Consider the following 26,326-nt stretch of genomic DNA (forward strand, 5'->3'; position numbering starts at 1 on the left):
CTGGGCTTGCGGGGATGTGCGCCGACTCGAGGGAATCAATGAGCGAGCCTGGGGTTGCTGTAGTCATTGAGGATGACGAAGACGTCCGGAACTTGGTGGGCGCCATCCTAAAAGAGGCGGGTTTTGTGGTCCATTCCGCCGCCACTGGACGCGAAGGCGTCGAAGTTGTCCGACATCATCACGCCGTGGCGGTGACACTGGACGTCGGGCTTCCAGACATGGACGGTCACGAGGTTTTGCGGCGAATCAGACAATTCAGCGATGCCTACGTTGTCATGCTCACCGCGCGCAAAGACGAACCGGACACTCTGACCGCTTTCCTGACGGGTGCGGACGACTACGTGAAAAAGCCGTTCCTGCCACGCGAGCTAAGGGCAAGGGTTACTGCGATGATGCGGCGGCCCCGTGTCGGCGTCGGGCTGTCGTTGCCTGAGTCCGTCTCCAGCGTAGATTCGGTTGAGCCGCGGCGGAATGACGCCGTGATCGAACACAATGGATTGACACTGAACTACAAGTCCCGCGCCGTTTCGCTCAGTGGTTCTCCCCTGACTTTGACGAGAAGCGAATTCGATATCCTCCTCGATTTGTTACGCAACCCTGGAGAGGTGCGGACGCGGGCTGACCTTGTTCGTGCTGCCCGCGGTGATTACTACGACGACGACACCTATATCAGCGAAGCCGACGAGCGGGCCGTTGAGACCCACATTGGTAATCTCCGTCGAAAGCTTCGCGAGGATTCGCAGGTTCCACGCTTCCTGCAGACCGTTCGGGGCGTCGGCTATATGCTGGCTCCGAAAAGACCGGATTAGACAGATGGATCCGGCTCTGGACTTGCATTCCTGAGTACGTAGCTTGCCTTCAGTTCCTGCACGGTGAGTTCACCGCATTCCGAGAGGTCGTTCAGGAGCGGCTGTGCACTGCGCAGGTCTCCATTGTTTACGTGCTCTTCCACTCGCGCTGCAAGAACCGCGAGGCGAGTGCCGCCCAGCATGGAGGACGATGTCCTCAGGCTCAGGATGGCGTCCAGGGCCGCAGCCACGTCACCGCGTTCGACGGCGGTCGCGAGAGTCTGGTACCTAACCCGCCAGAGTTTCGCGAAGTCGCTGGCGAAGGAACGTGCAATCCGGGGATTGTCCAGCTGATCCTCAAAAACCTGGAATTCTGCGAGGTCCAGTATCGGATGCCCAGCGAGCCGCGCGCTGTCCGCCCGGCCGGGCTCGACCGGCAGCCTGGCGTGGCCGGGGTCCGCGGCGTCGTTGATATCGCTGAAATCTGAACTGAACATAACTCGATGGTACTTCCTGAATTTGGACTTATACCGATCTTGCGCTGATCTTGAGCAAATCCTAACACCCACCTGATTTTCTGATCCTTTATTTATTACGGCAAATGCTAATTTCACTAATCAACCACTAAGGGTCATTATTGCGTTGATCGCAGCTGGCCCCAGGATGGCGATGAACAGGACGGGAAAGATGAAGAACAGCAGGGGAAAGAGAATTGTCACTGGCAGCTTCATCGCCTTCTCTTCGGCTCGTTGACGCCGCTTCACCCTCATAACCTTTGCCTGAACCCTCAACACCCGGCTGATGGCAATACCATACGTATCAGCCTGAATCACGGCCTGTACAAAGCTGCGGAGTTCAGGAACGTTGGTTCGTTGAGCCAAGGCCAGATAGGACTCCCTGCGGCTCCGTCCCATCTGCATGTCCTGGAGCGTTCGAACGATCTCCTCCGCCAGCGGGCCCTTGCCGTTTTCTCCAGCGCGGGCCATTGCCCCTTCGAAGCCCAGGCCGGCCTCGACCGAAATCAGCATTTGGTCCATGGTGTTGGCGAGTTCCAACTGGAGGGCTTTCTGCCTTTCCTGTCCTTTGCTGTAGAGCATCAGATCCGGAATGAAGTAGCCCAGCAGGACCACAAAGATTCCCACAAGCCTGATGAGTCCACTTGGGCTGCTGGTGGTGATGAACAAACCGAAAAGCGCACCCAAGAGTCCAAGCGCAGGCTTGGCCGCGAGGACACGTCCCAAAGGAAGCGACGGGGGCCGCCCTGCCAAGGACAGCAACCTGTCCAGCTTCTGGACGTAGCTCCCGGGAGTAAGCCTATAGCCAAGGCGCTCCAACAATCCGGTTCGCCTTTGCTCCTCCACTTCGGTAGCAATCTGACCGCGCGTGAGGAGCTCCCGGACGGCCCGGGGCGTCTTACGGTCGGCTGCGAGGATTGACCACGCGAAGTAGGCACTCGGTAGCGGGACCAAAAGCAGGGACATGAGCAGAAGGGGGTTCAAGATTCACCTCAAAACTTCAAGTCGATGATCTTGCGCATCCACAGACCGCCGATGGTCATGAGGATGGCTGATAGCACGATCAGACCCCAGCCGATCGGATGCGTGAACATCACGTTCATGTAGCCGGGGTTGACAACCATCAGCATGAGGACGATGCCCACAGGAAGCGCCATGAGGATGTAGGCCGAGAACTTCCCCTCGGCTGCCAAGGACTTGATGTGGCCCTTGATCTCCCCGCGTTCGCGAATAGTCTCGTTGACCTGGTCAAGCACTTCTGCGAGGTTTCCACCCACCTCCCGGTTAATCTGGATCGCTTGGGCTATCCACACGAAATCCTCGCTCCGCATTCTCTCGGCAGTGTCATTTAAGGAGGCCTGAAGGTCGCGGCCCAAACTTGTCTCGGTGATGATTCGGCGCATTTCCTCCGACGTCGGGCTCACGGACTCCGCCGCAGCAGCATCAATGGCGCGAAGTATGCTGTGGCCGGCCCGCAAGCCTCCGGAAAGAAGCTGGAGGGTATCCCCAAGCTGGTCTTCGAATTTGTCACGTCTCTTGCCTGCGCGGAACTTGATAACAAGGTGAGCCACGAACGGCGCCATGACGCTGAAGAGAATCGCCACGATGACGCCACCAACAATTAGTCCGATGAGAGCGCCCACGAACGCGCCGGCAATGACCATGATGACGAAATCCGCTTGGCTCATCCGGATGCCGGCATTCTCAAGTGCTTCGCGGTTGAACAGCCGGACATTGCGACGCGTCAGGAAGGCGTGAATTACATCGGTCGCGGACCCCGTAAAGCGAGCCAGTCCCGAGCCGGCGGCTACTTGGTAGGGCCGCCTCCGGTCCAGCGGAACCTCGGGGGCTTTTGGCAAGATCACTGCTATCCCGAAGGCAACAATTGCTGACAACATCAAGGTCAACCCGGCAAACAGCATCATGGCTTACTCAAGTCCTCGGGGTGGATGTCAGTGGAGCGGAGAAAAGCTCTGGAGGGACACGGATTCCCACGTCTTCGAAGCGATCGATGAATCGTGGACGGATGCCCGTAGCCACAGGCCGGCCGAGGAACATGCCATGCGCGTCGACCCCCGCGGAATAATCGAAGATAAAGGCGTCCTGGAGGGTGACGACGTCGCCTTCCATGCCTTGGACCTCGGTCACGTGAGTAATCCGTCGCGTACCGTCGCGAAGTCGTGAAATTTGGATAATGAGATTCACTGCGGAGGCAATCTGCTCACGGATGGCGCGCAGCGGCAGGTCCATCCCGGCCATGAGAACCAGCGTCTCCAGACGGGCTACGGCGTCCCTGGGAGAATTCGAGTGGACGGTGGAGAGCGAGCCGTCGTGGCCGGTATTCATCGCTTGCAGCATGTCCAGCGACTCTCCACCGCGGACCTCACCAACTACGATCCTGTCCGGGCGCATACGCAGTGAATTCCTGAGCAACTCCCGGATGGTGACTTCGCCTTTGCCCTCTGTGTTGGGTGGCCGGCTCTCCAGCCTGACCACGTGTTGCTGTTGGATCTGCAGTTCTACGGCATCCTCAATGGTCACAATTCGGTTGTCCTCGGGAATGAAGGAAGATAGGACATTCAAAAGCGTGGTTTTACCGGTTCCAGTACCTCCGGAAACAATGATGTTCAATTTCGCTTTGACACACGCATTAAGGAGTTCGGCTATTTCAGGGGTGAGCGTGCCGAAATCGATCAGATTCCTGATGGTCAAGGGCACTTTGCTGAATTTACGGATTGTCAGCGATGAACCACCAACAGCAAGGGGTGGAATCACGGCATTGACACGTGAGCCGTCTTCCAGTCGCGCGTCCACGAGCGGGGATGATTCGTCGATGCGACGCCCCACCCTGGAAACGATGCGTTCGATGACTCTTCTGAGATGGTCCTCCGAACTGAAGGCGGATTCGGTAAGGGTCAGTTTGCCTCGCCGTTCGACGTAAATCTGGTCCATTCTGTTGACCATGATTTCAGTGATATCCGGGTCATCCAGAAGGCGTTGAAGTGGGCCATAGCCCAGGACGTCGTCAGCCACGTCCGCCACCAGACGGCTGCGCTCCTCAGGAGAGAGCGGTACCTGCTCAGCGTCGATGATCTTGATGAGCTCTTCGCGGGCAGCAGTCCGCAGCTCCTGCTCACTCAACGATGAGTCATTGAACCTCGCGCCCAGCCGCTCGAACAACGCCGTCGCGGCCCGTCGTTTGAGCGCAGCGAAGGCATCCACCGGCTGCTGGGTCCGGAGCCTTGGCGAGTCCGGAAGATCGTTGAGTTTGGCTGAAGTGTGGTTTGCCGCAACCGATGCTTTGGCCTGCAGATTTGGCTTGGCCTGCAGCACGGCTTGGGTAAAAGTCGGTTTTGACCCGGCAACGACTGCCTGCACTTCTGGACCCGATGGCTGGGCCATTTCCTCGGCGTCGTGCAAACGCTCAGACAGCTTCACTGGACTACCACCCTCCTGTGGAGTTTCCGCTGGGTCGTGTTCCGCCACGCGGGGTTGAAGCGCTGGACAAGATGATTGAAGGCCTTGACTGCCGGATCCTTCGCCGCCTCCTGAAGTACAGGTATCCCCCGATTGGTGGAGAGCGCTACGGCTTTCGAGCGGGGAATGCTGATATCGACGGGGGCCCCGACTGTTGATTCAACGTCCTGGACGGACAACCCGGACTTGGAATCGGCCATGTTGATCACCACGTGGCGCGCTTCCGGAAGCAGGTTCAGCCTACGCAGGATATCCAAACCAGAGCGAAGGCCTCGAACGCCTGGAACGTCCATGCCGGTCACCCACACTGCATCGGTACAGTGTTCCAGCGCTGCGAGGCCAATTTCAGGAAGACCAGGAGCGGTGTCCACCACCACGTACTGAAATTCTTCGGCGAGCTGATCCAAGAGCCGGGCTACCTGGTCCGGAGTAATTTCATCCGCCTCTTCGGGATTCCTGGGTGCGCACAAAGCATAGATGCTGGCCGGATGGACGGTGAGGAAGGCCTTGAGAACCAGCGAATCCTGGCTGGCAGACGGAGTAACGGCGTCCGTGACGGTGTGCTCCGGATTGAGGTACAGTCCGGAGGCGACATCGCCGAACTGGAGATCCAGGTCGACGATCACTACGCCCATCGGTGCAATCTTCCCGAGTCCAACTGCGATGTTTGTGGCAATTGTCGTTTTACCCACGCCACCCTTGGGAGAAAAGACGCCGATCACCATGCCTCTGGGTGCGCCGGCTGGTTTAGGTTCCACGGTTCGCTGACGGGTCGCGAAAGACTGGCACGCACGCTCCAGGGTCACCCGGATGTCGGCCACATCCGCGGTTGGGCTCAGAATGTCCCGGATCCCGGACCGCATGGCCTGGAGGATGAAGTCCGGCCCCGGATCGGTAACAAGGAGGACGCTCAATTCCGGCACCTGCACATTTAGTACCGTGGTCAAGCGCAGCGCGTCCTCCACAGGTACGTCCGGTCCCAGAATGAGCACCTCCAGGGGTTCCTGGTTGAGTGCGCCGAACAGCTCAGCCGGGTCTGCCGGCAGAATGTTCGTAAAGAAAGTCTGCACGCTGCCGGGGAGTCCGCCGGCAACGGCTTGACGCAGCCGCTGGTCGAATTCGGCGCTCGGAGTGATGAGAACGAATCGGCTCACTTGTAGACCTCGCTCCTTTGGATGATCCTGGGGCCGTTCTCCTGGGCTTCCGTAGGCTCCTTGCTCAGCCAAATCTTGGCGAACTCCGATGCGAACACGATCTTGGCCGCATCCACATCGCTCACAGCCACCGTCAGCAGCAGGGATCCGGTGGGAAGGGCGGTGTCCTTGGGATCAGCTTCAGGCGAACCGGGGCTGGGACTTGGGTTCGGCTGCTTCTCGGCCGCCGCTTCCGGAGCACGTTGAACAGCAGTCACGAGGGCTTTGTGGACGGTCAACTCGGTGGTTTCCTTGTCCGGCTTTGCCTCGATTCCGCCCGTGGTCATGGAAATGAAGATTCCAACGTGCTCACCGGGGACCAACCGGCCACCCACTACTCGTTGGGGCTCCAGCTGGAAAGAGACCTCTTGAAGGCCGGCAGGCACTTTTACGTCTCCAGTGGTTTTCAAATCCTCCGGCGCAACCAAGCGTTCGGCCACCAATTGTTCTCCAGGAACCAGGTCCACTGCGGCGACTTTGCCTGCAGAATCGCCCAGCGTGTGGAGCGCAGACGCAGGGACAGCCGACGCCGGAACCTGCTGTACGGCCACGGAGCTCGTCATAGCTTCGACAGGCGTGCCCGCAGGAATCGGCGCCTTGACGAGCAAAACATCAACGGGCGCAAGATTTTGAACGGCCCTCTTATCGGCGCCCTGAGCGTAAGTGAAGACAAGGATCACCCCGACGACGGCCAGCAGGGCTGCTGCCGATCCTGCCAATAGGCGTGATTTCACTTCTTACTCCTGTGCTGATGAATGGAAAGTGCTAGTTGGTCAGTCGAACGATGGTGGCCCCGTAGGGGCTAACCGGTCCCAACGTGTAGCCGTCGGCCAGCGATACATACTTGACGAAAGTCCCGATGATTCCGCGACAGTTTCCTGTACAGGAAAGCGCTGAAGACACGTAGGGACTGGCGTTGCGGAACGTGTCCGGCAGGCTTGTGTTGCCGGTGAACTTCCACCCGATGACTTTGAAGGCCGCGAATGAGATCAGGTGGTAAATGGCCCCGCTTCCTGTGCCGGTTACGGCGTCGAAAATAGGAAGGAGAACAATAATGTCCTTGCCGGCGTTGATCGTGCTAGCCCACTTTTGGAGTGTGGTTGCACAGTTATTGGGGACGCTATTACCCGGTGCACTGCCGCCCTCGTTGACCGAGAGATCGATGTAGCCGCCGCAAGACCCTGGATTTTGGACGGTCCACCCGAATCCGCCCTCTACTGCCGCACCTGAAGGCCCGTAGTTGCAGCTGGGGTTGGCACCGGTGCCGTGAGCCTGCAGAAGCTGCGGGCTGCCGCCCACCTGTCCCTTCACCTGGCATATGGAAAACGTGAGAGGGAACGGCGTAGTACCGGTGAGGGGGCTACCCCACTGAACAGTCGACGAGGTCAAAACCTTCGCCGTACTGATGCCGAGGGCGCGAGCGAAGAAGAGCGAGACCGAGTTCGAACCTCCCCCGGTTTGCTTGGCCCCGGCAGACACAGTCACCTTCCGATTAGGCAGGTCCAGGTTGACTGAGTTGATGTTGCCTTGACCGTCCACTGCATTCTTGTTAGCCAGGTCCTTGGCGATCGCGGACGTTCCCGAGCAATTCGGGTCACTAGTGCTGATTGCGCATTTTTGTGCAACTGCCAGCGCCGCAGCATCGGATGCGTTCTGTTCTTGTGCCCGTTCGGAATACAGCATTCCCGCATCCACAGCAAGGGCGGCAAATCCGAGCAGCACCACCAGTATCAGGGCGATGACGACCGCGACGGCACCGCGTTCACCGTTGTCGCGGGGTTCATCGTTGTCGCGAGCTTTTATCCGCCACATACCATGGCTCCTACGCCCTTCATCGAGAACGGCCCGGCGATCCCCGTGAGGGTGCTGAGCGTGTACTTGATGGTTACTGACATCTGGGCGCCGGAGGTGCAGCTGGTTGTGCTGAAGGTGAAGTTCGAATCAAGCAGCTTGGGGTTCAGGGAAACGGCTGCGTTCTTGGCCGCAGTCCTGGCCGCCGATACGTCATTCGAGATTGCCATCACGCGCACGCCTTCGCGGGCTGCATTTGATAGCGAGACCTGAGCGTTGTAGGCCCTCCCGAATTCCATGATTCCGAGGACAAGGAGCACCAGCACGGGTGCCAACACCGCGAATTCCACTGCTACAGCCCCCCGTTCTGAAGCCCTTTCCATGGATGTTCCTTTCGTTTTGCACATTCGCGGAAGATTAATTGGAATCAGGAAAGGAAACCTGAAGGTAAGGAGATCGGGTGGGTGGGAGTTTTTCCCGCCCACCCACCCGATGCCTCCTGCGAACCAGCTAGGGCGTGCAAGACTTGGCGGTCGCGTCCCAGGTACCGCCGCTGACGCTACAAGCCGTGCTGTTGAACGTGTCAACGAGGGTGGTACCGAGCAGGCTGACCGCTACGATGATGACCACTGCGATGAGGGCAACCATGATGCCGTATTCGACGGCGGTGGCGCCGGTCTCGTCACGACGGCCACGGGATGCGATGTTGGAGAGGTAAACAAGCATTTCAAACTCCTGAGCGAGTTGGGGATTTGGGCTGGCCCGATACCAGCTCCCTAACAACGTAGCAACGGAAAATAGCCCATTGCGGAGTCCTTGGGACTTCCTGTGGAAAGCCTCTGGAACCTGCGCATTTCCTGCGCTAATCCTAGGAATTCCCGGGCTTTGCCCACACAAAAATAAGGCCGCGCCACCATCGGCACGGCCTCATTGTTGAGTTTTCGTCAGCCCATTGCAGGCGCAACCACGGGTGGTGGTGAGAGCTGCTTACGCGCCCAACGGGCCAACTTCTTGCCCTTGCCCTTCCACCAGTTATCTTCGTCTTTGTTGTAGTGCCAGCGGAAGATGATCATCACCAGCACGGCCATGCTCATGGCCACCTGAATCCAAGACCAGCTCACGGCTTGAGCGAGCGCGCAGATTCCCATGACCATGATGGAAGGCACCGCCAAGGTCCTGAAAATCGTGTTCGCCACGTACCGGGGGCGTGAACTGGGTATGGAAAGCGCACGCACCATATCGAAGCACAGGCACACCACTACCATTATTTGTCCCACGGACATGAGGAGAAGCCCGGGCAGCGACCCTGCGAACATTGCTGCCGATTCCATTCCTGTACTCAACGTAATCCCCTCCAACAAAACGTCATTTCAGATCCTCTGTGCTCCATTGAATCGGCTGCAGGAGGTACCCGTCACGAGTAGTGAGTACTCGTTTCCGGCAGGCCCGACTACTCGGTTGCTTGCCGGGTACTTGGTCTTGGAGGGCAGGACTTTCCACAAATTCCTGTGCTTACGTGCCGCCGCCTTGTCTCAGCTCATCTGTAAATCACTATGCTGGCAGCAGGGCTTGTTTTTTCAGATCCCGGGGGATGGAAGGTGCTTGGCTATGGGGGATAGCGTTTTCTTACCGCTGGAGGATTATTTCAGCAGAATCGGAGCGCGCAAGGCGATTGTCTTATGCCAGCTGCCATTGGTGGCCACGGTGGCCTTCATTGTTTTTCTGGCGGTTCTCTTTAATCCCGCAAGCCTCTTACACCCGGCCTTCTTCCCGGTCCTTCTCCTGCAGGTCGTGATCCTGGGGGCATGCGTCGTTCTTCCATGGAACCGTCTTCCCATGTGGAGCTTCGTTTTCATCCCGGTGCTGGATTGTCTCGCGGTGGGCCTCCTGCGCGAGGTCGGCGGTCCCGTGCTCAGCGTGGTGGGGCTTGCCATGGCTTTCCCTGTGATCTGGCTGTCAGTCAGTGCCAGCAAGATCCGCGTGGCCGTGGCTATCCTGGCACCCCTTTGCGCGACCGTTGCTTCACCATTCGTGCTGGGGCACGAGGTTGAACGGTCAGAGCTGATCCGCATGATTATCTTCCCCGCCATCATGGCCGGTCTGGCCCTCTCCGGGCATGCTGTTGCCCGCGGGCTGATCAAACATGGCGAGAGGCTGGACCGTAAGGATCGCGAACTGGTGCGTCTCCATGGTGCTACCAAAGAACACGCCCAACTCCTGGATACAGTCCTGGAAACGGTCAACGTTGGTGTCTGGGCCATGGACGCAAATGGTGCCGACATTCTTACCAACCGTCGCCTTCGGGCCGACCGTTCGTGGGTTCAAGAGTCGACGAACGCCGCGAACCCGTTCACTGTAGTGACTGAGCCGTCCGACGAAGAACGGAACAATCCTGCGGATCTGGCCGTTCGAGGGGCCAGCTTCACCAACAGACTTGTCCGGGTAGGCGATGGGGAGAAGCAACGGACTTTTTCGGCCGCCGCACGTCCCCTGCTCGGGGAAGCGGGCCAGTTGAAGGGTTCCATCATCGCTTTCACTGACGTCACAGCCCTGCTAAAGGCGCAAACGGCCCGCGATAAGTTCGTTGCCACGGTGTCCCATGAACTTCGAACGCCACTAACGTCCATCCTTGGTTACCTGGAAATGCTCGACAGTCAGCCAAATCCTGCGTTCATGGGCATCATCGAACGGAACGCGGAACGCCTATTAACACTTGTCAACGATCTGCTGCTTGTCGCCTCCGAAGACCTCGAACTGCGTCGCCGGCCCACCAACGTTTCCGAATTGCTTCAGGAGGCGGTGAGGAACGCCAAGCCAGCGGCTGCTGCAAGGGGCATCACCATTGCTATGAGAATCCACGGAAACGTAGCGGCAGATGTTGACCCTGGCCAGTTCTCCAAAGCCATTGACCAATTGCTATCCAACGCCATCAAGTTCTCTCCCGAAGGCACCCAGGTGGTCATCGGTCTGCGGGGAAATAACGGCGAGGTAGAACTCTCTGTCATGGATCACGGAATCGGCATGACCGAAGAAGAACAAGACGAGGCCTTCACCAAGTTTTTCAGGGCCGATCAGGCAATGGAATCAGCAATACCCGGGGCCGGCCTGGGGTTGCCCCTCAGCAAGGCAATCATCGAAGCCCACGGTGGAACGATCGGGTTGAACAGCCGGCCAGGGGCCGGCACCACCGTGACGGTCACAGTTCCGCGCTAGCTGCAGACTTGCTCCTGATCCGCAGGCTCCAGTGCAGACCGCGCGTTGGATAATCGAGTATGGGCGCTGAGTTGCTGACAATTCCTGAATGTCCGCATGCTGCGGCCGCTCAGCAGCTCTTCGAGCGGGCACTGAGGTTGGCCGGGATTCCCGGCATGGTGCACTTAGTGGTGGACTCCGAGGAGGAAGCAGCCTTGCTCGGTTTCCACGGCTCCCCCACGTTCCAGATCGACGATCAGGACCTCTTTCCGGTCCTCGGCGAGCCCGCGCTGAGCTGCCGGATCTATCCAACCCCCGACGGCCCCCGAAGCTTGCCGGATCTGGAATCGCTCCGAACGGCGATTCAAGAGAAGCTGAATGGCATGTAGTTTAGGGCCGGGTCAGGAACGATTCGACTTTGCCCGGGTTCCGCTCGATCACCGGCTCCAAAACCTGGTCAATCCTGTGAAGCAGTTCAGCATCAAGCTTCACGCCCACCGCCGTGACATTGTCCACCAATTGCTCTGGCTTGGATGCCCCGACGATCGCCGCGGCGACGTTGTTGTTCTGCAATACCCAGGCCACGGCCAAGGCTGCCATGGATAGTCCTGCTTCCTTGGCAATGGGTTGCAATTCCTGGACCTTCTCCAACACTTCCGGACGCATGAATTTGTGGTCGTCTTTCAGGGTCCCGTCCTCGGAGGTGAAGCGCGAGTCGGTGGGCGCACCCTTGCCGGGAATGTACTTGCCTGTAAGGACGCCCTGGGCCAATGGGGACCAGCAAATCTGTCCCAAGCCCAGCTCCTCGCTGGTGGGAACCACTTCCTCCTCGATAACCCGCCACAGCATTGAGTACTGGGGTTGATTCGAGATCAGGCCGATACCAAGCTCTTTCGCGAGTCTGGCGCCGGCCCGGATCTCGTCCGGAGTCCATTCGGAGACTCCGATGTAAAGTGCTTTGCCGGCCCGGACGATGTCAGCAAATGCCTGCATCGTCTCCTCAAGCGGTGTTTCATAGTCGTAGCGGTGGGCTTGGTAGAGGTCAACGTAATCCGTACCGAGCCTGCGCAACGAGCCGTTGATTGACTCCATCATGTGTTTACGCGAGAGCCCACGATCGTTCTTTCCCTCACCAGTGGGAAAGTAGACCTTGGTGAAGATCTCCAAGCCTTCACGGCGGACCCCCTTCAGGGCTTCGCCCAAGGCCGATTCTGCACGGGTTCCCGCGTAAGCGTCCGCAGTATCGAACGTGGTGATGCCAAGATCCAGTGCCTGCCGTACGCAGGATGTTGCCGCTTCCTGGTCGATCTGTTCGCCGTGGGTGACCCAGTTGCCGTAGGCCAGTTCGCTGATGTACATGCCGGAGGCGCCGAGCTTGCGATATTCCATGGGGTAGGTCCCTTTCAAAAAGTGTGATTGTGGTGTGATTTAGGCAGGTGGTGTGGCAGTGCGCCGGCCTCGCAAGGGAAATGGCGGCGCTGTAGTGCCGCGAACAATCAGTTGGGCGGACAGCACCAAATCCGGCTCCGCACCGGCGTCGGGCGTTATCAAAGCCAGCAAGCGACGCGCGGTTTCGGACCCCTGCAGGGCGACGGAGTGGTCCATGGTGGTCAGGTCGAGAATCTCGGAGAGTTCGTGGTTATCGAAGCCAATGACAGACATGTCGCCCGGAACATCGATTCCTCCTGCTTTGAGAGTGCGCAGCACGCCAAAGGCCATTTCGTCGGACGCTACGAAGACCGCGGTAGGGGCGACTTCCGCACACAACAACCGGGACATGGCCCTTGAGCCGCCAGCCATTGAATTCTCCTCGTGGACCTCAAGCTCCTGGCCGGGCTCCAGCCCAGCTTCAGCCAGGGCCTCGCGGTAGCCCTTCAAACGGTTTGCTGGCGGGACGCCACCCAAGGTGCTGTCCGCAGCCTCGCGAATTCCGATGAAGGCGATGCGTTCGTGCCCCAGATTGATAAGGTGCCGGGCTGCTGCCCGTCCCGCGGCGTGGTCGTCTACCCGGACACCAGACCTGCCAGGAGTTCCCGATCCCAAAAACGCGATCGGCAAGTTCTGGGCTTCAAGGGTAGCCAGCTCCTCCGGAGTTGGCTGCAAGGCAAAGATCAACACGCCATCGGCTCGCCCGGCAAGGCTCGACCCGGCGAAGAAGCGCTCCCGCGCGGCAGTGTCCGCGAGTTCGTACAACAGGACGTCAAAGCCTGCTTGGCGAAGCACCCGCCCCGCTGATGCCAGCACCTGCCCAAAGAACCATTTGGAGAGGTTGGGAGTGACAATCGCGATGGCTCCTGTGCGGCCAGTTGCCAAGCGGGAACCAGCCAGCGAGGGAACATAACCCAGCTCTTGGGCAATTCGTTGCACGCGCTTGCGCGTCTCTTGCGAAACACCTGGCATATCCCGCAGGGCACGCGAGACTGTTGATACCGACACATTTGCGCGTTGCGCAACCGCATCCACTGTTGACGACATGTGAACGACGGTAGACGCCACGCAAGATTAACGCAAGCGCTTGCGAACGCGATCTTAACTGGACGGTCTAACGAGATGTGCTTGGCGACGATGAGGAAGTAACGCTGCCCTCCGAGGTGTTCATGGTGGGTGTCGATGTCGACGGCGAACCCGTCATGCTGGTGGACGAAGTGGCCGTACTGGTCATGCTGCTGGACGAACCGGTCATCATTTCACTGGGAGTTTCGCTACCACCCTCGGCTTTCTCAAGCACCTTGTTGATCAAGTCTTCGAGTTCCTTCTGGTCGGGATCGCCCAAGCTTGCCCCACTCTTAGTGGCGACAACCAGCAACCTCCCCTCGGCCGCGGAGACCTGCATGAGCTTCTTCTGGCTCTCACCGGAACGGGTGCTGATTGTTCCGAACGTTTCGTTTGCCTTCGTCTTCGCGTCCAATTTCTCACTGGAGACTTCATATGCCTGGCCCACGGCTTTCACAGTGAACTTTGCGCATTTGTCCATTTTGCCGCTGATGTCCTTGAGAACTTTCTCTGCGTCTGGACCTTCGCTACCGGATTGCGCCGACAGGGACCTCGGCTGGTCACTGTCAGACAGGGCCAAAGCAACATCTCCGTGTTCAACCTTGTCTACCAGCCCCGCCGTGGCGATGTCCTTGCAATCGCCGGGATCCACGCTGGCCGTGCTCAAAAGGAGGTCTGCGATCTTGCCACCCTGGTCTACCTGCGCCTTGGAATAGAGCTTGAACTCGTTGCCATCCCCATCCCTCATACCGGAGATTAGCTCGCGCAACTGATCCTCGCTGTAGACCTTTTCCTGGGCCGGCGTCGAGGCGGAGGCCGACGAGGTAGTGGCAGATGAAGGGCTTGCTGCACTGCCCCCGCCACCGCTACACCCCGCCAAAGCCACTGTGGCAACAGCAAATACTGCGAGCGCTGGAACTCTTCGCATCAGATACTGCCTTCCGGTGGACGTTGGAAGGTGATCTCTAAAGCTGCCCGCCCGGACCGCTATCCTCCACTTCACCGCGCCAAGCACCTGTTTCTGTTCCCCGGGACTCGATAAAGTCCTTGAATTTCCGCAGATCGGCTTTGACCTGCATCTCGTCGATCTTCAGGGCCGCACCTGCCTTCTCGGTGAACGTTTCCGGTGCCCACTCGAAATGGACGTTGACTTTGGTGTGGTTATCATCCATCCGGATGAACCGCACGACGCCGGCATGGGACTTCCCGTCGGTACTGCGCCACGCGATCCGGTCATCTGGCTCCTGATCCACGATTTCGGTATCGAATTCGCGCTCTACGCCAGCGATTTTGGTGACCCAGTGATTGGTGGTGTCACTCAGCTGGGTCACGGCCTCCACACCGGACATGAACTGGGGAAAGGACTCAAACTGGGTCCATTGGTTATAGGCAGTGTGCACTGGGACAGCGACATCAATGGTTTCTTCAACGGTTTCCATTTTTCCTCCTATTGTTGGGGCGGCCCGCAAACAGCGGACAGCGGTAGGCATCCGAGGCGCGCTGAAGTACGCGTCGGTTCAGAATGGCTGTGATCTCCGGAAAGTGGAGCACCTGAGGATAGTCGGATGGACTTCGTCCGGGCGATGGAAAATCGCCGGGAAGGTAGGGATCAGAGATGATCGACATCGACTGTTTCCTCGAGAAAGGGAGGCTGCTGCCCACCTCTGGACCGTGCTCCCGCTTTTAGGCTAAACCTCGACCTATTCACGGGGCAAGGACCCGACGAGGCCCGCTGCGCGCAGGCAGAAGTCCCTTCTTCGGCACAATTTTCAGTTCATTCCGGAACAGGTTTACAACTGCGGCTCCGGTGGATGAAAGAGGCCTGCCCCATTGTTGAGAACTTAAAAGTCCATTCAAAGTACCTTTTTGAAGGATGTGATCGAAATGGTCAAGATCGCGGTTGTTGTTGGGAGCACCCGTCCGGGGCGGCGAAGTAAGCAGGTGGCCGATTGGGTGCTTGAACGTGCGGCGGCCAAAGGCGGTGCCGAATACGAACTGCTTGACGTGGCCGATTACAAACTGCCGCTGCTTGATGAGCCAATGCCTCCATCAATGGGGAATTATCAACACGAGCACACCAAGACGTGGGCACGGGCCGTAGCCGAATTCGATGGCTATATCTTTGTCACGGCCGAATACAACCACTCCGTTCCCGGGGCATTGAAGAATGCACTCGACTTCCTCTACGCCGAATGGAACAACAAGGCGGCCGGCTTTGTCTCCTACGGAAGTGCCGGTGGCGTGCGCGCGGTGGAAAACCTCCGCCTGATATCCGGCGAACTCCAAATGGCAGACGTCCGGGCACAGGTGGCGCTGCCCTTTGCAACAGAATTTGAAGGTTTCACGACGTTCACCCCGAGTGCAACGGCGGAAGAAGACCTGGACGTCCTCATTGAGCAAGTCCTTGCGTGGTCAACGGCCCTAAAAACCATCCGTCACTGACACGTCCGGTTAGTAGGAGATGAATGCAGAACTAAGTGCCGCAGAACGTCCGGTAGGGCCCGAAGCTCTCCGGTGCCGGCGATGCATAGAGTTCCAGCCCCGGCCTTTCGCAGTACGGAGAACCCAGTGCTTCAAGCAAACGCTCGACTGGCCCTATATCCCCCTGCGTGGCGGCCGAAAGAGCTTCTTCCACCAAGTGGTTGCGAGGGATGTAAATCGGGTTGACCCGGTCCATGGCGTCAGCTTCCGGCGTCACAGCGCGCCAGCGTTCCAGCCAGGCATCGAACGCTGCCAGGTCCAGGATCTGGCCGCGCGCGGGTTCAACCTCCCCACGGGCTGCCTTGCCGAGGCTCCGGAAAAACGAGGAGTAATCCGCACGTGACTCTTGAACCAGCTCAAGCAGGTCATCCACCAAAGGTGAGGCAACGTCGTCGTCGATTCCCTCGGGTAGCCCAAGTTTGGCCTTCATGCAGTTGAACCAGGTAGCGCTGTACTGCTGCCGGAACCCGTTGAGTGCCTCGACGGCAAGCGCCACCGCCTGCTCTTCATCCTCATGGATAAGAGGGGCGAGTGATTCGGCGAAACGGGCAAGGTTCCACTCGGCAACCAGCGGCTGGTTGCGATAGGCGTAGCGTCCGGTTTCATCGATGGAGCTGTATACCGCTCCCGGATCGAAGCCGTCCATGAAGGCGCACGGCCCGTAATCGATGGTTTCGCCAGACACGGTCATGTTGTCGGTATTCATGACACCATGCACGAAACCGACGAGCATCCACTGGGCCACCAGTTTCGCTTGGACGGCAATGACGCCTTTTAGAAGCCCGAGGTAGCGGTTGACGTCCTCCGCCGCGGACGGGTGGTGGCGTTCGATCGCGTGATCGGCAAGACGGCGCAACAGATCCATGTCATTGGTGGCCCTGGCGTATTGGAAACTGCCCACTCGCAGGTGACTGCTGGCAACCCGGGTCAGAACGGCGCCCGGCAGGAGAGTCTCACGCTGAACCGGACGGCCCGTCGGGACGACTGCCAGGGACCTTGTGGTGGGAATGTTCAACGCATGCATCGCTTCGCTCACGATGTACTCGCGAAGCATGGGACCCACCACTGCCTGGCCGTCACCGTTGCGGGCAAAGGGCGTCCGCCCCGAGCCCTTAAGGTGGACGTCGCGGAGCGTCCCGTCAGCGCCGGCGATCTCCCCCAGCAAAAGGGCACGGCCATCCCCCAAACGGGGTGAGTACCAGCCGAACTGGTGGCCCGAATATGCCTGGGCCACCGGGGTTGCCTCTTCCGGGAGGGCATTACCGATCAGCAACCGAACGCCCTCCGGGCTGCGGAGAAAACCAAGGTCAAAACCGAGTTCGACGGCGAGGGGCTCGTTGAGTGCCAAAAGCTGCGGCTCAGGAGCCTCCTCCGCCCGCCAAGGAATAGCCATCTCCGGGAAGTCCCGGGCGAAATAGCCCTCAAGCGCGACGGTGGGATGCGCAATTTCGCTCATCATTCAAGGATACGGGGCTGACCGATGATGCCCTTGTTCGCCCTACTCCCCGTACAACGCTGAGTAGGGCGAACAAGAGCGGGATCCTTGGCATGGTCTCGCGATTACCCCTTGAAAACCGGCGCCCGCTTCTCCTGGAAAGCCCGGAAGCCCTCGGCGTAGTCGTCGGTCTTGCAGAGGCGGGCCTGCTCAGTGTTTTCCTCAGCCATTGATGCCCACAGGCCCAGGCGCTGATCGCGGATGTGTGCCACAAGTTCCTTGGAGGCAACGAAAGCACCCGTGGCACCGGTAGCCACGCGTTCGACGATCGACCGGGTCATGGCAAGCAACGAATCATCCGGCATCGCCCGGCTGAACATTCCCCGCTCCACAGCCTCCGAACCAGAGATTAGATCGGCCGTATAGATCAGGTCCAGTGTCCGGTGCATGCCCAGACGCTCGGTGAAGTACCAGTGCCCGCCGGAATCCAAGGTGGCGCCGAGCTTGGCAAAGGGCGAACCGAACTTGGCATTCTCCGCCACGTACACCACGTCAGTGGCCAGCAAGAGCCCTAAACCAACACCCAGGCAAGCTCCATGTGCGGCAGCAAAAGTAGGTGCCGGGAACGCGGCCATCTTCTTCAACAACGGTTCCACCAGCCCGCCGAGATAGGCCTGCGCGTCGTCGGTTTCGGGGGTAACGCCAGCAATGTCGCGGCCGGCGCAAAAGGCCCGTCCCTCTCCGCGAAGCAGCAGCGCCCGCACCTCACCGCGCGAGGCGGCGGCAGCAGCGTCGTCGTACGCCTTATCCAGTTCGGCAAGCGCGTCCTCGTTGAGCGAGTTCAGCTTTTCGGGGGCATTGAGGACAATTTCGGCAATGCCGTTGGCAATGGAGAGCTCGATCATGGGACTCCTTAGACGTCGAAGTCGACGGTAACTTCTTCGCTGGTGGGGTGGGACTGGCAGGTGAGGACGTAGCCCTTGTCCAGCTCGTCCTGCTCAAGGGCGTAGTTCTCATCCATGGAAACCGTACCGGTCACAAGCTTGGCGCGGCAGGTGCCGCAGACCCCGCCTGCACATGCGAACGGAACATCTGGGCGGACACGCAGCGCAGCGTTGAGGATGGACTCGCGGGCGTGCGTGGGACTGGCGACATCGCCGGTCAAACCATCCAGCTTGAACGTGATCTTGTAGGTTTCCTTCGACTCGTCCTCCACAACGGGACGGCCGGCATTACCCTCAGGGCGGTCCGGACGACCAGTAGTGAACAGCTCGAAGCGCACGTGCTCAGGCTTCACACCACGGGCTGCGAGCGTGTCGCGGCACAGTTGGACCAGCTCGAACGGTCCACAGAGGAACCATTCGTCCACGTCCTCGGCATGGATGGCGCTGCTCAGCAAAGCCTGCAGCTTCTCCGAATCGATGCGGCCGGTCATCAGCGGGGCGATCCGCTGCTCGCGGGACAAAACGTGGTGCAGCGCCAGGCGCGACGGGTATTTGTCCTTCAGGTCCGCGAGCTCCTCAAGGAACATGACGTCCATGGCGGCCTTGTTGGCGTAGATCAGGTCAAACGTGGTCTCCGGATTGGCGGCCAGCAGCGTCCGGGCAATCGCCATCACGGGCGTGATGCCTGAACCCGCGGCGATCGCAACGAAGTTCCCAGGCTCTCCCGCCAACTCCTCCGGGTGGTTCATGGAGTTCATGACGTTGTGCTGGACTGACGAGCCGTCCTTGCCGTGCCGTGAAATAAACGCGCCCTGCGGGCTCATGACGTCCAGGACGTCGCCGGCCTTCAGCTCGGCATTGGCCCACGTGGAGAAGACACCGCCAAGGTCCTTCTTGACGGCCACCCGGATCTCGCTGCTGCCATCCGCGAACGTGCGCGGCTCTGCGCAGATCGAGTAGCTGCGGCGGACCTCGTGCGGCTGGCCTTGCTCATCGGGCAGTGTGGTGCGCAGCGCGACGTACTGGCCAGGAAGGTAGTCATACTGACCGGCCAGCTCGGCAGGAACAGCGAACGTCACCTCGATTGCGTCGTCCGTAAGGCGCCGGACGTCCGAGACGGTCAGGGTATGGAAAGACGCACGACGGCGGCTGGCCGTCTGGGTTTCGGTGGTCATGGAATTCCTTAGAGGACTTTGAAGTAGTCGAACGGTTCCTTGCAGTCCTGGCAGACGAACAACGCCTTGCAGGACGTGGAACCAAAGCGGGTGAGCTCCTTGGTGTTCAGCGAAGAACACTGCGGGCATTTCACGGCCAGGTTCAAACGAACGGGACCGGAGTGGCCACCGGCAGCAGCACGGCCCGTGGGAGGCGCGATCCCGTATTCCTGCAGCTTGGCCTTGCCGGACTCCGTCATCCAGTCGGTGGTCCATGCCGGGGAGAGCACGAGGTTGATCTGGACGCTGGCGTAGCCTTCCTTTTCGAATGCCTTGCGCAGGTCATCGCCAATGGCGTCCATGGCCGGGCAACCCGAGTACGTGGGCGTGATGGTGACCTCGACGGCGGTACGTGAGGTGCCGCCGTCGTCCGCTTTGTCCGTGAGCTGCTGCGCGTCCGTCGCCTCGACGACGTGAACGCCGCGGAGGATGCCGAGGTCCTCGATGGTGAGGACCGGGATCTCCGGATCGCAGACCGTGGACGCAATGTCCCAGGCCCGCTGCTCTTGTGTCCTTGCCGTTTCTTCGGCGTGGCCAATGGTTGCCATGATGGTCACCAGCTCGCGCCGGGGTGCTCGCGGGCCAGGACCTGCATCTCAGCAAGGATGTAACCCAGGAATTCGGAATGCTTGCCGCGACGGCCGCCTCCCAGTGCTTGCGGAACGGCAGGGATGTCCAGTTCGGCTTCGGCCATGATCTGGCCGATGAGCCGGTCAAACCCAGCGCGAAGGCTTGAGGGCTGGACAGTAACGCCGGCCTCTGCCAGGCGGGTGGTGAGCTCATCGTCTTCGAAGAGTTCGTCCACGTACGGCCATACGAGCTTGAAGCCTTGGATGATGCGGGCGCGGGATTCGTCCGTGCCGCCAGCCAGGCGCAGTACCCACTGGGCACTGTGGTCGCGGTGGTAATCCACTTCCTTCACGGCCTTCGCGGAGATGGCTGCCAGGGTGGCGTCCTTGGATGCGGTGAGGGCCGTGTAGAGCTCGTACTGGTAGTAGCTCACGATGAACTGGCGGGCGATGGTCACCGCGAAGTCCCCGTTGGGCTGCTCGAACAGGTGCGCAGAACGGAACTCGTGCTCACGGCGGAAATAGGCCAGATCGTCCTCGGACCTGTCCCACGCGGCACCCGCATAGGTCAGGAACGAGCGCGCGTGGCCCAACTGGTCCAGCGCGATGTTGCCGAGCGCGATGTCTTCCTCAAGCTCAGGAGCACGGGAAATCCAGTGGCCCAGGCGCTGCGCCAGGATCAGTCCGTCGTCGCCGATCCTCAGGGCAAATTCCGCCACGTCCTCGCTTGGCTTGACCTGTCCACGCCGTACTTCGAGGGCGATGTCCTCCGGGCGGAGGGCATTGCCCGGCGTGATGCGGGTAGCGCTGGCTGAACCGTCACCGGAAGCTCCGGCTCCCTGGACGCCCACGGAGATGTCGCCGTGGCCTTCAATGGCGAAGTCAGTGTCTTTGTCAGTCATCACAGGTGCTTCACGCCTTCGCTCTTGGTGTAGTACGTTGCGTGGCGGTAGTCCTTGCCCTGGGGGGACTCGAAGAAGGAGCCCTTGGAATCGGGATCGCTGGAGGAGATAGCCTCGGCCGGGACAACCCAGATAGAGACGCCTTCATTACGACGCGTGTAAAGGTCGCGGGCATTCCTGAGGGCCATCGCGGCGTCAGGAGCGTGCAAGGACCCGGCGTGCACGTGGGACAGGCCACGGCTGGAACGCACGAAGACCTCCCACAAGGACCACGGGGCCTCGTGGTGCTGCTGTTCCGCCGGCGTAGTCGCCGCGACCTTGGGGGCCTCGCGCTTGATCTCGCTGGCCGAGCTTGCCGGTTCTTCCGGGTTACCGTGAGGACTCATGCTGCGTGTTCCTTCTGTGCTTGCTTGCGGGCGTAGGCAACGGCGGCTTCGCGAACCCAGGCACCGTTTTCGTGTGCCTCACGGCGGCGCTCGATGCGCTGCGAGTTGCAGGGGCCGCGGCCGGCCAGGACTTCCTTGAACTCGTTCCAGTCCAGGGGTCCGTGCTCCCACTTCTTGGTTTCTTCGTTGAAACGAATGTCCTTGTCAGGCAGGGTCAGGCCGAGGACCTTGACCTGCTCAACCATCATGCCGACGAACCGGCTGCGCAGTTCATCGTTGCTGAACCTCTTGATGTTCCAGGCCATGGATTGCTTGGAGTTGGGTGAGTCATCATCCGGCGGGCCAAACATCATCAGCGACGGCGCGTACCAGCGGTTTACGGCTTCCTGGGCCATCTGCTTCTGCTCAGGCGTGCCGTTGGACAGTTCCAGCAGGATCTCGAAACCCTGGCGCTGGTGGAAGGACTCTTCCTTGCAGATGCGCACCATCGCGCGTCCATAAGGACCGAACGAGGCCCGGCACAGCGGTACCTGGTTGCAGATCGCCGCGCCATCCACGAGCCAACCGATGGCTCCCATGTCCGCCCAGGAAATCGCCGGGTAGTTGAAGATCGACGAGTACCGGGCCTTGCCGGCAATGAGGTCTTCCATCATCTTGTCCCGGGTCTGGCCCAGGGTCTCAGCTGCCGAGTAGAGATACAGGCCGTGGCCTGCCTCGTCCTGGACCTTGGCCATAAGGATGGACTTGCGCTTCAGGCTGGGAGCGCGGGTGATCCAGTTGGCTTCCGGCTGCATGCCGATGATTTCCGAGTGCGCGTGCTGCGAGATCTGACGCAGCAAAGTCTTGCGGTAAGCCTCCGGCATCCAGTCGCGCGGTTCGATGCGCGAGTCTTCCGAAATGATGCGATCAAAGTACGCTTTCCCGGCTGCCTCCCGCTCCTGCTCTTCCGGGGACAGCTCAGCGGGCACTGATTGCAGATTCTGCGATGCCATGGTTGCTCCTAATAAATTACCGACCGTTCGTTCAGAATATGCGGAGCGGACGTTTTCAGTCAAGCGTTCAGTGAGACATCAAGGGCTGATGACGAGGGCATGGGTGCAGCTGGGCGTTGTGACAAGGCGGTCTTTGCTGCCCGTGTTAACTTGGGATGGGACCTGAGCCGTCCCAAGCCAACGCAAGAAAAGAGCCACACGTGGAATCGCCCCAGCCCTTTAGGATCCTCACCGTCTGCACAGGGAACATCTGCCGTTCCCCTGTGGCGGAACGGCTGCTTCAGGCGGGCCTCAACCACGCAAGCCCAGGATCATTCGAGGTTCGCAGCGCCGGCACACGCGCCATGGTCGGAGAGCCGATTCAACCCCTGTCGGCCAAGATGATCAGCACCTTCCGTGGCAGCCCCGACAACTTCGCGGCCAGGCAGCTCAACCAGAAGATCCTCCGGGAAACCGACCTTGTGCTGGCAATGACGTCCAGGCACCGGGGCGAAGTCCTTCAGCTCGATGCCTCCTTGTTGAAGCGAACGTTCACCATCCGTGAATTTGCGAGGATGCTTGCCGTCCTGGAGACGCGTGGTGATGTTGTTCCGGAGGGCGACATCGTGGAATTCTGGCGGGCTCTTCCCGCCCGTGCCGCTTCCGTCCGTCATCTTGCTCTCGCCGCCGATCCTGCCGACAACGACGTGGTAGACCCCTACCGCCGAGCGGAAGAGGTCTACCACCAGATGGAGGATGAGTTGGCCCCGGCCATCCTAGGCATCCTCCGCTTCGCACGCCTTACGGCGCCGGCCTAGTTGGCTGCATTACTAATTAAGTCCGATCACCAACATCTGGCTCGTGCCGGGGATGCACGTCTGCAGGACAACCGCGGGGAAGCCGCCGAAGACAGCCGCCACATTGTTGGTGGTTCCAGGGTTGGGGACTTGGCCCCTTCCGGTCACTGTGTACGTGCCGTAGCCCGGGATGTTCACCGTCTGTCCCACACCGATACCGGAGAAGCGTGCCCAACCTCCACAGAAGTCGTGCTCGGTGATGAACAGTGCGTAGGCGTCCGTGGGAGTGTAATGGATGGGCCCTATGCATGCGTCCACCAGGCTCTGGCCTCCCGATCCAGCCACGTAGATCGTCCAGCCCGCGGCTACGGGAGCAGGGGCTTGCGCCGGAGCGGCCTGCGCGGCGGCCTGGGCTGGGGCGGCAGCGGGCGCCGGTGCCGGCTCGATCAGTGGAACCGCTGGTCCAGTAAGCTTCAGGACTTGGCCGGGCACGATGACGGAGTAGCCGCTCAATCCATTGGCAGCCAACATCTCGTTCATGTTCACCCCGAACCGGGCAGCTATGGAGCCCACGGTATCTCCGGCGACAACCGTATAGAGGTTGGTATCCACCGCTGGCGGCGCGGGTGCGGCCGGTGCAGGTTCTGCAGCCGGCGCCGCGGCCACGGCCGGTTCGACGGCGGGAACCTTGGCTTCGGTTGCGGGTGTCGCTGCTGCTTCACTCGCAGCGGGCGTGGCCGGGCTGGAGTCTGAGGCCTGGGGGGTCGCCAGTTGTTCACTGGACACATTCTGGCCCGCATCGGCTGCGGGGTTGTTTGCCTGTGAAAGAACCCCAAAAATCAACGGAATTAGTCCTATAACAACAATGATGGCAATTGCGATCAGCAGGACTTTATTTTTGCGGGACCCCGGCAGCAAGGTACCGCGGGGCGCGTTCTTTGACAGAGTAGTTTGAAGCTCGTCATTGTAAATGTTCATTAGATGTCCCAGATCCGTGGCTGTTGTCTGAGCACGCAGAAGTCCCAAGGGAGGGGCGTATGCGATAGCACAGAAGTGTGATGGGAGCCCCACTCGTCACGTGCGAGGGGGCGAACCACCGCTGAGCCGGCGGAACAGAATTTCAGAAACCCTAGGGAACTTAATGCTAAGAATCGGCCATTGGCACCGCACGAGTAGCAGATACTCGTCTTTTTCTTTGATGTCCTGAATTAGCACTAGGTAGTACGCAATTTTCCGGGATAAGCCACTTGTTTAGGCGAGCACCGGTACTCGTTCCGTTTCCTTCACCTGAGGCTCACACTCTGTTCACGGCAGCCGTTAACAGTGGAGCCATGACTGATCTCTCACGCCGCACCCTCGTCAAAACATCCTTAACCGGCTTGGCATTGGCTGGCCTGGCGACCGGTACCGCCGCGCCTGCCCCCGCTGCTATCCCCTTGGTCCGCAACCGCCTCACACTCCCGACTGGAATCGCCACCGGGGATGTCACCACCGATTCCGCTGTCCTCTGGTCACGTGCTTCGGGCCCGGGCCGCTTGAGCGCCCGGCTGCAGGCAGTGGATAGCGCGGGCGAAATCCTCCGTGGACGCTACGGATTCAGCCGCACCATCCAAGGCCCCCTCGCTACCGAAGCCAGCGACTTCACCGCCAAGATCCACGCCAAAGGACTTCCTGCGGGGACCCGCTTCGCCCTGGAACTGAACTTCGAGGACGAGAACGGCCTCGGCGACTCAGTCAAGGGAACGTTCACTACGGCGCCGGACTCATCCGGGAACGGCGGCCCCGAAGACCCGCGCGGGGGCGGCAGGCCATCGTCGGCCTCCCAGTCCTTCGTGTGGACCGGCGACACTGCAGGGCAGGGCTGGGGCATCAACGAGGAGATCGGCGGCATGCGTGGCTACCAGGCAATGCACGCAACGCGCCCGGATTTCTTCATCCACTCCGGCGACACCATCTACGCCGACGGCCCCATTGCCGCCACGGTCACGGAGAAAGACGGCCAAGTGTGGGGGAACATCGTCACCGAGGAAGTCTCCAAGGTCGCCGAGACACTCACGGAATACCGGGGTCGTCACCGTTACAACTCACTGGACGTGAATATGCGCAGCATGTTCGCCGAGGTTCCCGTGATCGCCCAGTGGGATGACCACGAGACACACAACAACTGGTACCCCGGCCAGATCCTGGACGACTCCCGTTACACCGAACGCAACGTGAACGTCCTGGCCGCCCGCGGGCGCCAGGCCTGGCAGGAGAACATGCCGATCGCAGACTCCGCGGCGCTATGGCGCCCAGGAACGTTCGACGCCGGGCAGTACCAACCTGCGCGCATCTACCGGAAGATTGCGCGCGGCCCGCAGCTGGATATCTTCTGCCTGGACATGAGGACCTACAAGTCCCCCAACACAGACGGCAAGGAGCCGTACGCCACCAACATCCTGGGCCAGGAACAGGTGGACTGGCTCATCAAGGAAGTACGCCAATCCAAGGCAACGTGGAAGGTGATCGCAGCCGATCTGCCGCTGGGCATCATCGTTCCGGATGGGCCTGTGAACCAAGAGAGCCTCTCCAACCGGGACAACGGTGCTCCCCTCGGCCGCGAACTGGAAATCGCGGGCGTATTGAGTGCCTTCAAACGGTACGGCGTGAAGAACACGGTGTGGCTAACGGCGGACGTGCACTACTGCGCAGCCCATAACTACTCCCCCGAACGTGCATCCTTCACTGATTTCGATCCCTTCTGGGAGTTCGTGGCTGGCCCTATCAACGCGGGCTCGTTCGGTCCGAATGACATGGACGGAACGTTTGGACCCGAAGTCGTGTTCTCAAAGGCCGGGCGCTTCCCGGGTGAGTCCCCGAGGGATGGCGAGAACCAATATTTCGGGCACGTGGACCTCGCCGTAGACGGCACCTTCACCGCGAGCCTGCGCAACGCCAACGGAGCTGTGCTGTTCTCAAAGACCCTCACCCCGGAGCGCTGAGCCCAACCAGCTCGCAGTAGTGGTTGTTCGAAGCCCTCAGAACAACCACTACTGCCAATCAGATGGGGTTTCACGGGACGTCACCTTTGTGTGTTGCCGGTCACTTAAGCCCGCTTTCGGCGTATGCTCTCCTCAGCGCAAAGGCAAGATGCGTTGTTCGCTTTTGGTGGGGCCACTTTTGAAGGCAGGGGTTCAGT

Annotated in this window: 28 protein-coding genes; 6 read left to right on the forward strand and 22 right to left on the reverse strand. The window is 60.1% G+C overall.

Annotation, left to right across the window (positions count from 1 at the left end):
* Nucleotides 1-38: 38 nt before the first annotated feature.
* Nucleotides 39-809, forward strand: coding sequence for a response regulator transcription factor (locus ACFX4T_RS13775; protein WP_377652376.1), 771 nt, complete (start codon nt 39-41; stop codon nt 807-809).
* Here the strand turns inward: ACFX4T_RS13775 and ACFX4T_RS13780 are convergent.
* The 10 genes from ACFX4T_RS13780 to ACFX4T_RS13825 all read right to left on the reverse strand — a co-directional run bounded on the left by ACFX4T_RS13780 (nt 806) and on the right by ACFX4T_RS13825 (nt 9,095).
* Nucleotides 806-1,285, reverse strand: coding sequence for an Hpt domain-containing protein (locus tag ACFX4T_RS13780; RefSeq protein WP_377652377.1), 480 nt, complete (start codon nt 1,283-1,285; stop codon nt 806-808). The genes ACFX4T_RS13775 and ACFX4T_RS13780 overlap by 4 nt on opposite strands.
* A 120-nt stretch (nt 1,286-1,405) precedes the next feature.
* Nucleotides 1,406-2,287: a type II secretion system F family protein gene (locus tag ACFX4T_RS13785; RefSeq protein ID WP_377652378.1), complete on the reverse strand. Its 882-nt coding sequence runs from the start codon at nt 2,285-2,287 to the stop codon at nt 1,406-1,408.
* 8 nt (nt 2,288-2,295) lie between these two features.
* Nucleotides 2,296-3,228: a type II secretion system F family protein gene (locus ACFX4T_RS13790; protein WP_377652379.1), complete on the reverse strand. Its 933-nt coding sequence runs from the start codon at nt 3,226-3,228 to the stop codon at nt 2,296-2,298.
* Between the two features lie 7 nt (nt 3,229-3,235).
* Nucleotides 3,236-4,741 (reverse strand): CpaF family protein, encoded by a 1,506-nt coding sequence (locus tag ACFX4T_RS13795; protein WP_377652380.1) that lies wholly within the window; start codon nt 4,739-4,741, stop codon nt 3,236-3,238.
* Nucleotides 4,738-5,934 (reverse strand): CpaE family protein, encoded by a 1,197-nt coding sequence (locus tag ACFX4T_RS13800; protein WP_377652381.1) that lies wholly within the window; start codon nt 5,932-5,934, stop codon nt 4,738-4,740. The genes ACFX4T_RS13795 and ACFX4T_RS13800 overlap by 4 nt, the downstream gene beginning before the upstream one ends.
* Nucleotides 5,931-6,707, reverse strand: a complete 777-nt coding sequence (locus tag ACFX4T_RS13805; RefSeq protein WP_377652382.1) for a Flp pilus assembly protein CpaB — start codon at nt 6,705-6,707, stop codon at nt 5,931-5,933. The genes ACFX4T_RS13800 and ACFX4T_RS13805 overlap by 4 nt, the downstream gene beginning before the upstream one ends.
* Before the next feature lie 31 nt (nt 6,708-6,738).
* Nucleotides 6,739-7,785, reverse strand: coding sequence for a pilus assembly protein TadG-related protein (locus ACFX4T_RS13810; RefSeq protein ID WP_377652383.1), 1,047 nt, complete (start codon nt 7,783-7,785; stop codon nt 6,739-6,741).
* A complete protein-coding gene (locus ACFX4T_RS13815) occupies nt 7,773-8,147 on the reverse strand; it encodes a TadE/TadG family type IV pilus assembly protein (RefSeq protein WP_377652384.1) in 375 nt (124 codons plus the stop codon). Before ACFX4T_RS13815 ends, ACFX4T_RS13810 begins: the two co-directional genes overlap by 13 nt.
* A gap of 127 nt (nt 8,148-8,274) precedes the next feature.
* Nucleotides 8,275-8,490: a Flp family type IVb pilin gene (locus ACFX4T_RS13820; protein WP_377652385.1), complete on the reverse strand. Its 216-nt coding sequence runs from the start codon at nt 8,488-8,490 to the stop codon at nt 8,275-8,277.
* 218 nt (nt 8,491-8,708) lie between these two features.
* Complete coding sequence (locus ACFX4T_RS13825) at nt 8,709-9,095, reverse strand: hypothetical protein (RefSeq protein ID WP_377652386.1); 387 nt, start codon at nt 9,093-9,095, stop codon at nt 8,709-8,711.
* A 277-nt stretch (nt 9,096-9,372) separates the two neighbouring features.
* Between ACFX4T_RS13825 and ACFX4T_RS13830 the strand changes: the two genes are divergently transcribed.
* A complete protein-coding gene (locus ACFX4T_RS13830; RefSeq protein WP_377652387.1) occupies nt 9,373-10,977 on the forward strand; it encodes a cell wall metabolism sensor histidine kinase WalK in 1,605 nt (534 codons plus the stop codon).
* A gap of 59 nt (nt 10,978-11,036) precedes the next feature.
* Nucleotides 11,037-11,345 carry a hypothetical protein gene (locus ACFX4T_RS13835; protein WP_377652388.1) on the forward strand — a complete coding sequence of 103 codons (309 nt, stop codon included), beginning with the start codon at nt 11,037-11,039 and terminating at the stop codon, nt 11,343-11,345.
* A 1-nt stretch (nt 11,346) separates the two neighbouring features.
* Here the strand turns inward: ACFX4T_RS13835 and ACFX4T_RS13840 are convergent, their stop codons facing one another.
* The 4 genes from ACFX4T_RS13840 to ACFX4T_RS13855 form a co-directional block, all read right to left on the reverse strand.
* Complete coding sequence (locus ACFX4T_RS13840) at nt 11,347-12,345, reverse strand: aldo/keto reductase family protein (protein WP_377652389.1); 999 nt, start codon at nt 12,343-12,345, stop codon at nt 11,347-11,349.
* A gap of 39 nt (nt 12,346-12,384) precedes the next feature.
* Nucleotides 12,385-13,431: a LacI family DNA-binding transcriptional regulator gene (locus tag ACFX4T_RS13845; protein WP_377652390.1), complete on the reverse strand. Its 1,047-nt coding sequence runs from the start codon at nt 13,429-13,431 to the stop codon at nt 12,385-12,387.
* Between the two features lie 67 nt (nt 13,432-13,498).
* Entirely contained in the window at nt 13,499-14,377 is an 879-nt protein-coding gene (locus tag ACFX4T_RS13850; protein ID WP_377652391.1) for a hypothetical protein, read from the reverse strand.
* A gap of 37 nt (nt 14,378-14,414) precedes the next feature.
* Nucleotides 14,415-14,888: an SRPBCC family protein gene (locus tag ACFX4T_RS13855; protein WP_377652392.1), complete on the reverse strand. Its 474-nt coding sequence runs from the start codon at nt 14,886-14,888 to the stop codon at nt 14,415-14,417.
* 436 nt (nt 14,889-15,324) lie between these two features.
* Between ACFX4T_RS13855 and ACFX4T_RS13860 the strand changes: the two genes are divergently transcribed.
* Nucleotides 15,325-15,891 carry an NADPH-dependent FMN reductase gene (locus tag ACFX4T_RS13860; protein WP_377652428.1) on the forward strand — a complete coding sequence of 189 codons (567 nt, stop codon included), beginning with the start codon at nt 15,325-15,327 and terminating at the stop codon, nt 15,889-15,891.
* Between the two features lie 31 nt (nt 15,892-15,922).
* Here the strand turns inward: ACFX4T_RS13860 and ACFX4T_RS13865 are convergent, their stop codons facing one another.
* From ACFX4T_RS13865 to paaA, 7 genes are all read right to left on the reverse strand, one after another.
* Entirely contained in the window at nt 15,923-17,386 is a 1,464-nt protein-coding gene (locus ACFX4T_RS13865) for a YdiU family protein (protein ID WP_377652429.1), read from the reverse strand.
* Between the two features lie 104 nt (nt 17,387-17,490).
* On the reverse strand, nt 17,491-18,270 hold the full coding sequence (locus ACFX4T_RS13870) for an enoyl-CoA hydratase/isomerase family protein (RefSeq protein WP_377652393.1): 780 nt from the start codon (nt 18,268-18,270) through the stop codon (nt 17,491-17,493).
* Between the two features lie 8 nt (nt 18,271-18,278).
* Nucleotides 18,279-19,484, reverse strand: a complete 1,206-nt coding sequence (gene paaE, locus ACFX4T_RS13875) for a 1,2-phenylacetyl-CoA epoxidase subunit PaaE (RefSeq protein WP_377652394.1) — start codon at nt 19,482-19,484, stop codon at nt 18,279-18,281.
* Nucleotides 19,485-19,492: 8 nt separating this feature from the next.
* Nucleotides 19,493-20,071, reverse strand: coding sequence for a 1,2-phenylacetyl-CoA epoxidase subunit PaaD (paaD, locus tag ACFX4T_RS13880; RefSeq protein ID WP_377652395.1), 579 nt, complete (start codon nt 20,069-20,071; stop codon nt 19,493-19,495).
* Between the two features lie 5 nt (nt 20,072-20,076).
* Complete coding sequence (paaC, locus tag ACFX4T_RS13885; RefSeq protein WP_377652396.1) at nt 20,077-20,994, reverse strand: 1,2-phenylacetyl-CoA epoxidase subunit PaaC; 918 nt, start codon at nt 20,992-20,994, stop codon at nt 20,077-20,079.
* Nucleotides 20,994-21,380, reverse strand: coding sequence for a 1,2-phenylacetyl-CoA epoxidase subunit PaaB (paaB, locus tag ACFX4T_RS13890; RefSeq protein WP_377652397.1), 387 nt, complete (start codon nt 21,378-21,380; stop codon nt 20,994-20,996). The genes paaC and paaB overlap by 1 nt, the downstream gene beginning before the upstream one ends.
* Nucleotides 21,377-22,372 carry a 1,2-phenylacetyl-CoA epoxidase subunit PaaA gene (paaA, locus tag ACFX4T_RS13895; protein WP_216926377.1) on the reverse strand — a complete coding sequence of 332 codons (996 nt, stop codon included), beginning with the start codon at nt 22,370-22,372 and terminating at the stop codon, nt 21,377-21,379. Before paaA ends, paaB begins: the two co-directional genes overlap by 4 nt.
* A gap of 200 nt (nt 22,373-22,572) precedes the next feature.
* On the opposite strand from paaA, the gene ACFX4T_RS13900 reads away from it, so the two are divergent.
* On the forward strand, nt 22,573-23,169 hold the full coding sequence (locus ACFX4T_RS13900; RefSeq protein ID WP_223946764.1) for a low molecular weight phosphatase family protein: 597 nt from the start codon (nt 22,573-22,575) through the stop codon (nt 23,167-23,169).
* 12 nt (nt 23,170-23,181) lie between these two features.
* On the opposite strand, the gene ACFX4T_RS13905 is transcribed toward ACFX4T_RS13900, so the two are convergent.
* The gene (locus tag ACFX4T_RS13905; RefSeq protein ID WP_223946765.1) at nt 23,182-24,126 is read right to left on the reverse strand and encodes a LysM domain-containing protein; all 945 of its coding nucleotides are present in this window, start codon (nt 24,124-24,126) and stop codon (nt 23,182-23,184) included.
* Between the two features lie 353 nt (nt 24,127-24,479).
* Between ACFX4T_RS13905 and ACFX4T_RS13910 the strand changes: the two genes are divergently transcribed.
* Nucleotides 24,480-26,129 carry an alkaline phosphatase gene (locus tag ACFX4T_RS13910; RefSeq protein ID WP_223946766.1) on the forward strand — a complete coding sequence of 550 codons (1,650 nt, stop codon included), beginning with the start codon at nt 24,480-24,482 and terminating at the stop codon, nt 26,127-26,129.
* Nucleotides 26,130-26,326: the final 197 nt, after the last annotated feature.

The organism is Paenarthrobacter sp. YIM B13468 (assembly GCF_042788025.1).
Lineage (GTDB): Bacteria > Actinomycetota > Actinomycetes > Actinomycetales > Micrococcaceae > Arthrobacter > Arthrobacter aromaticivorans.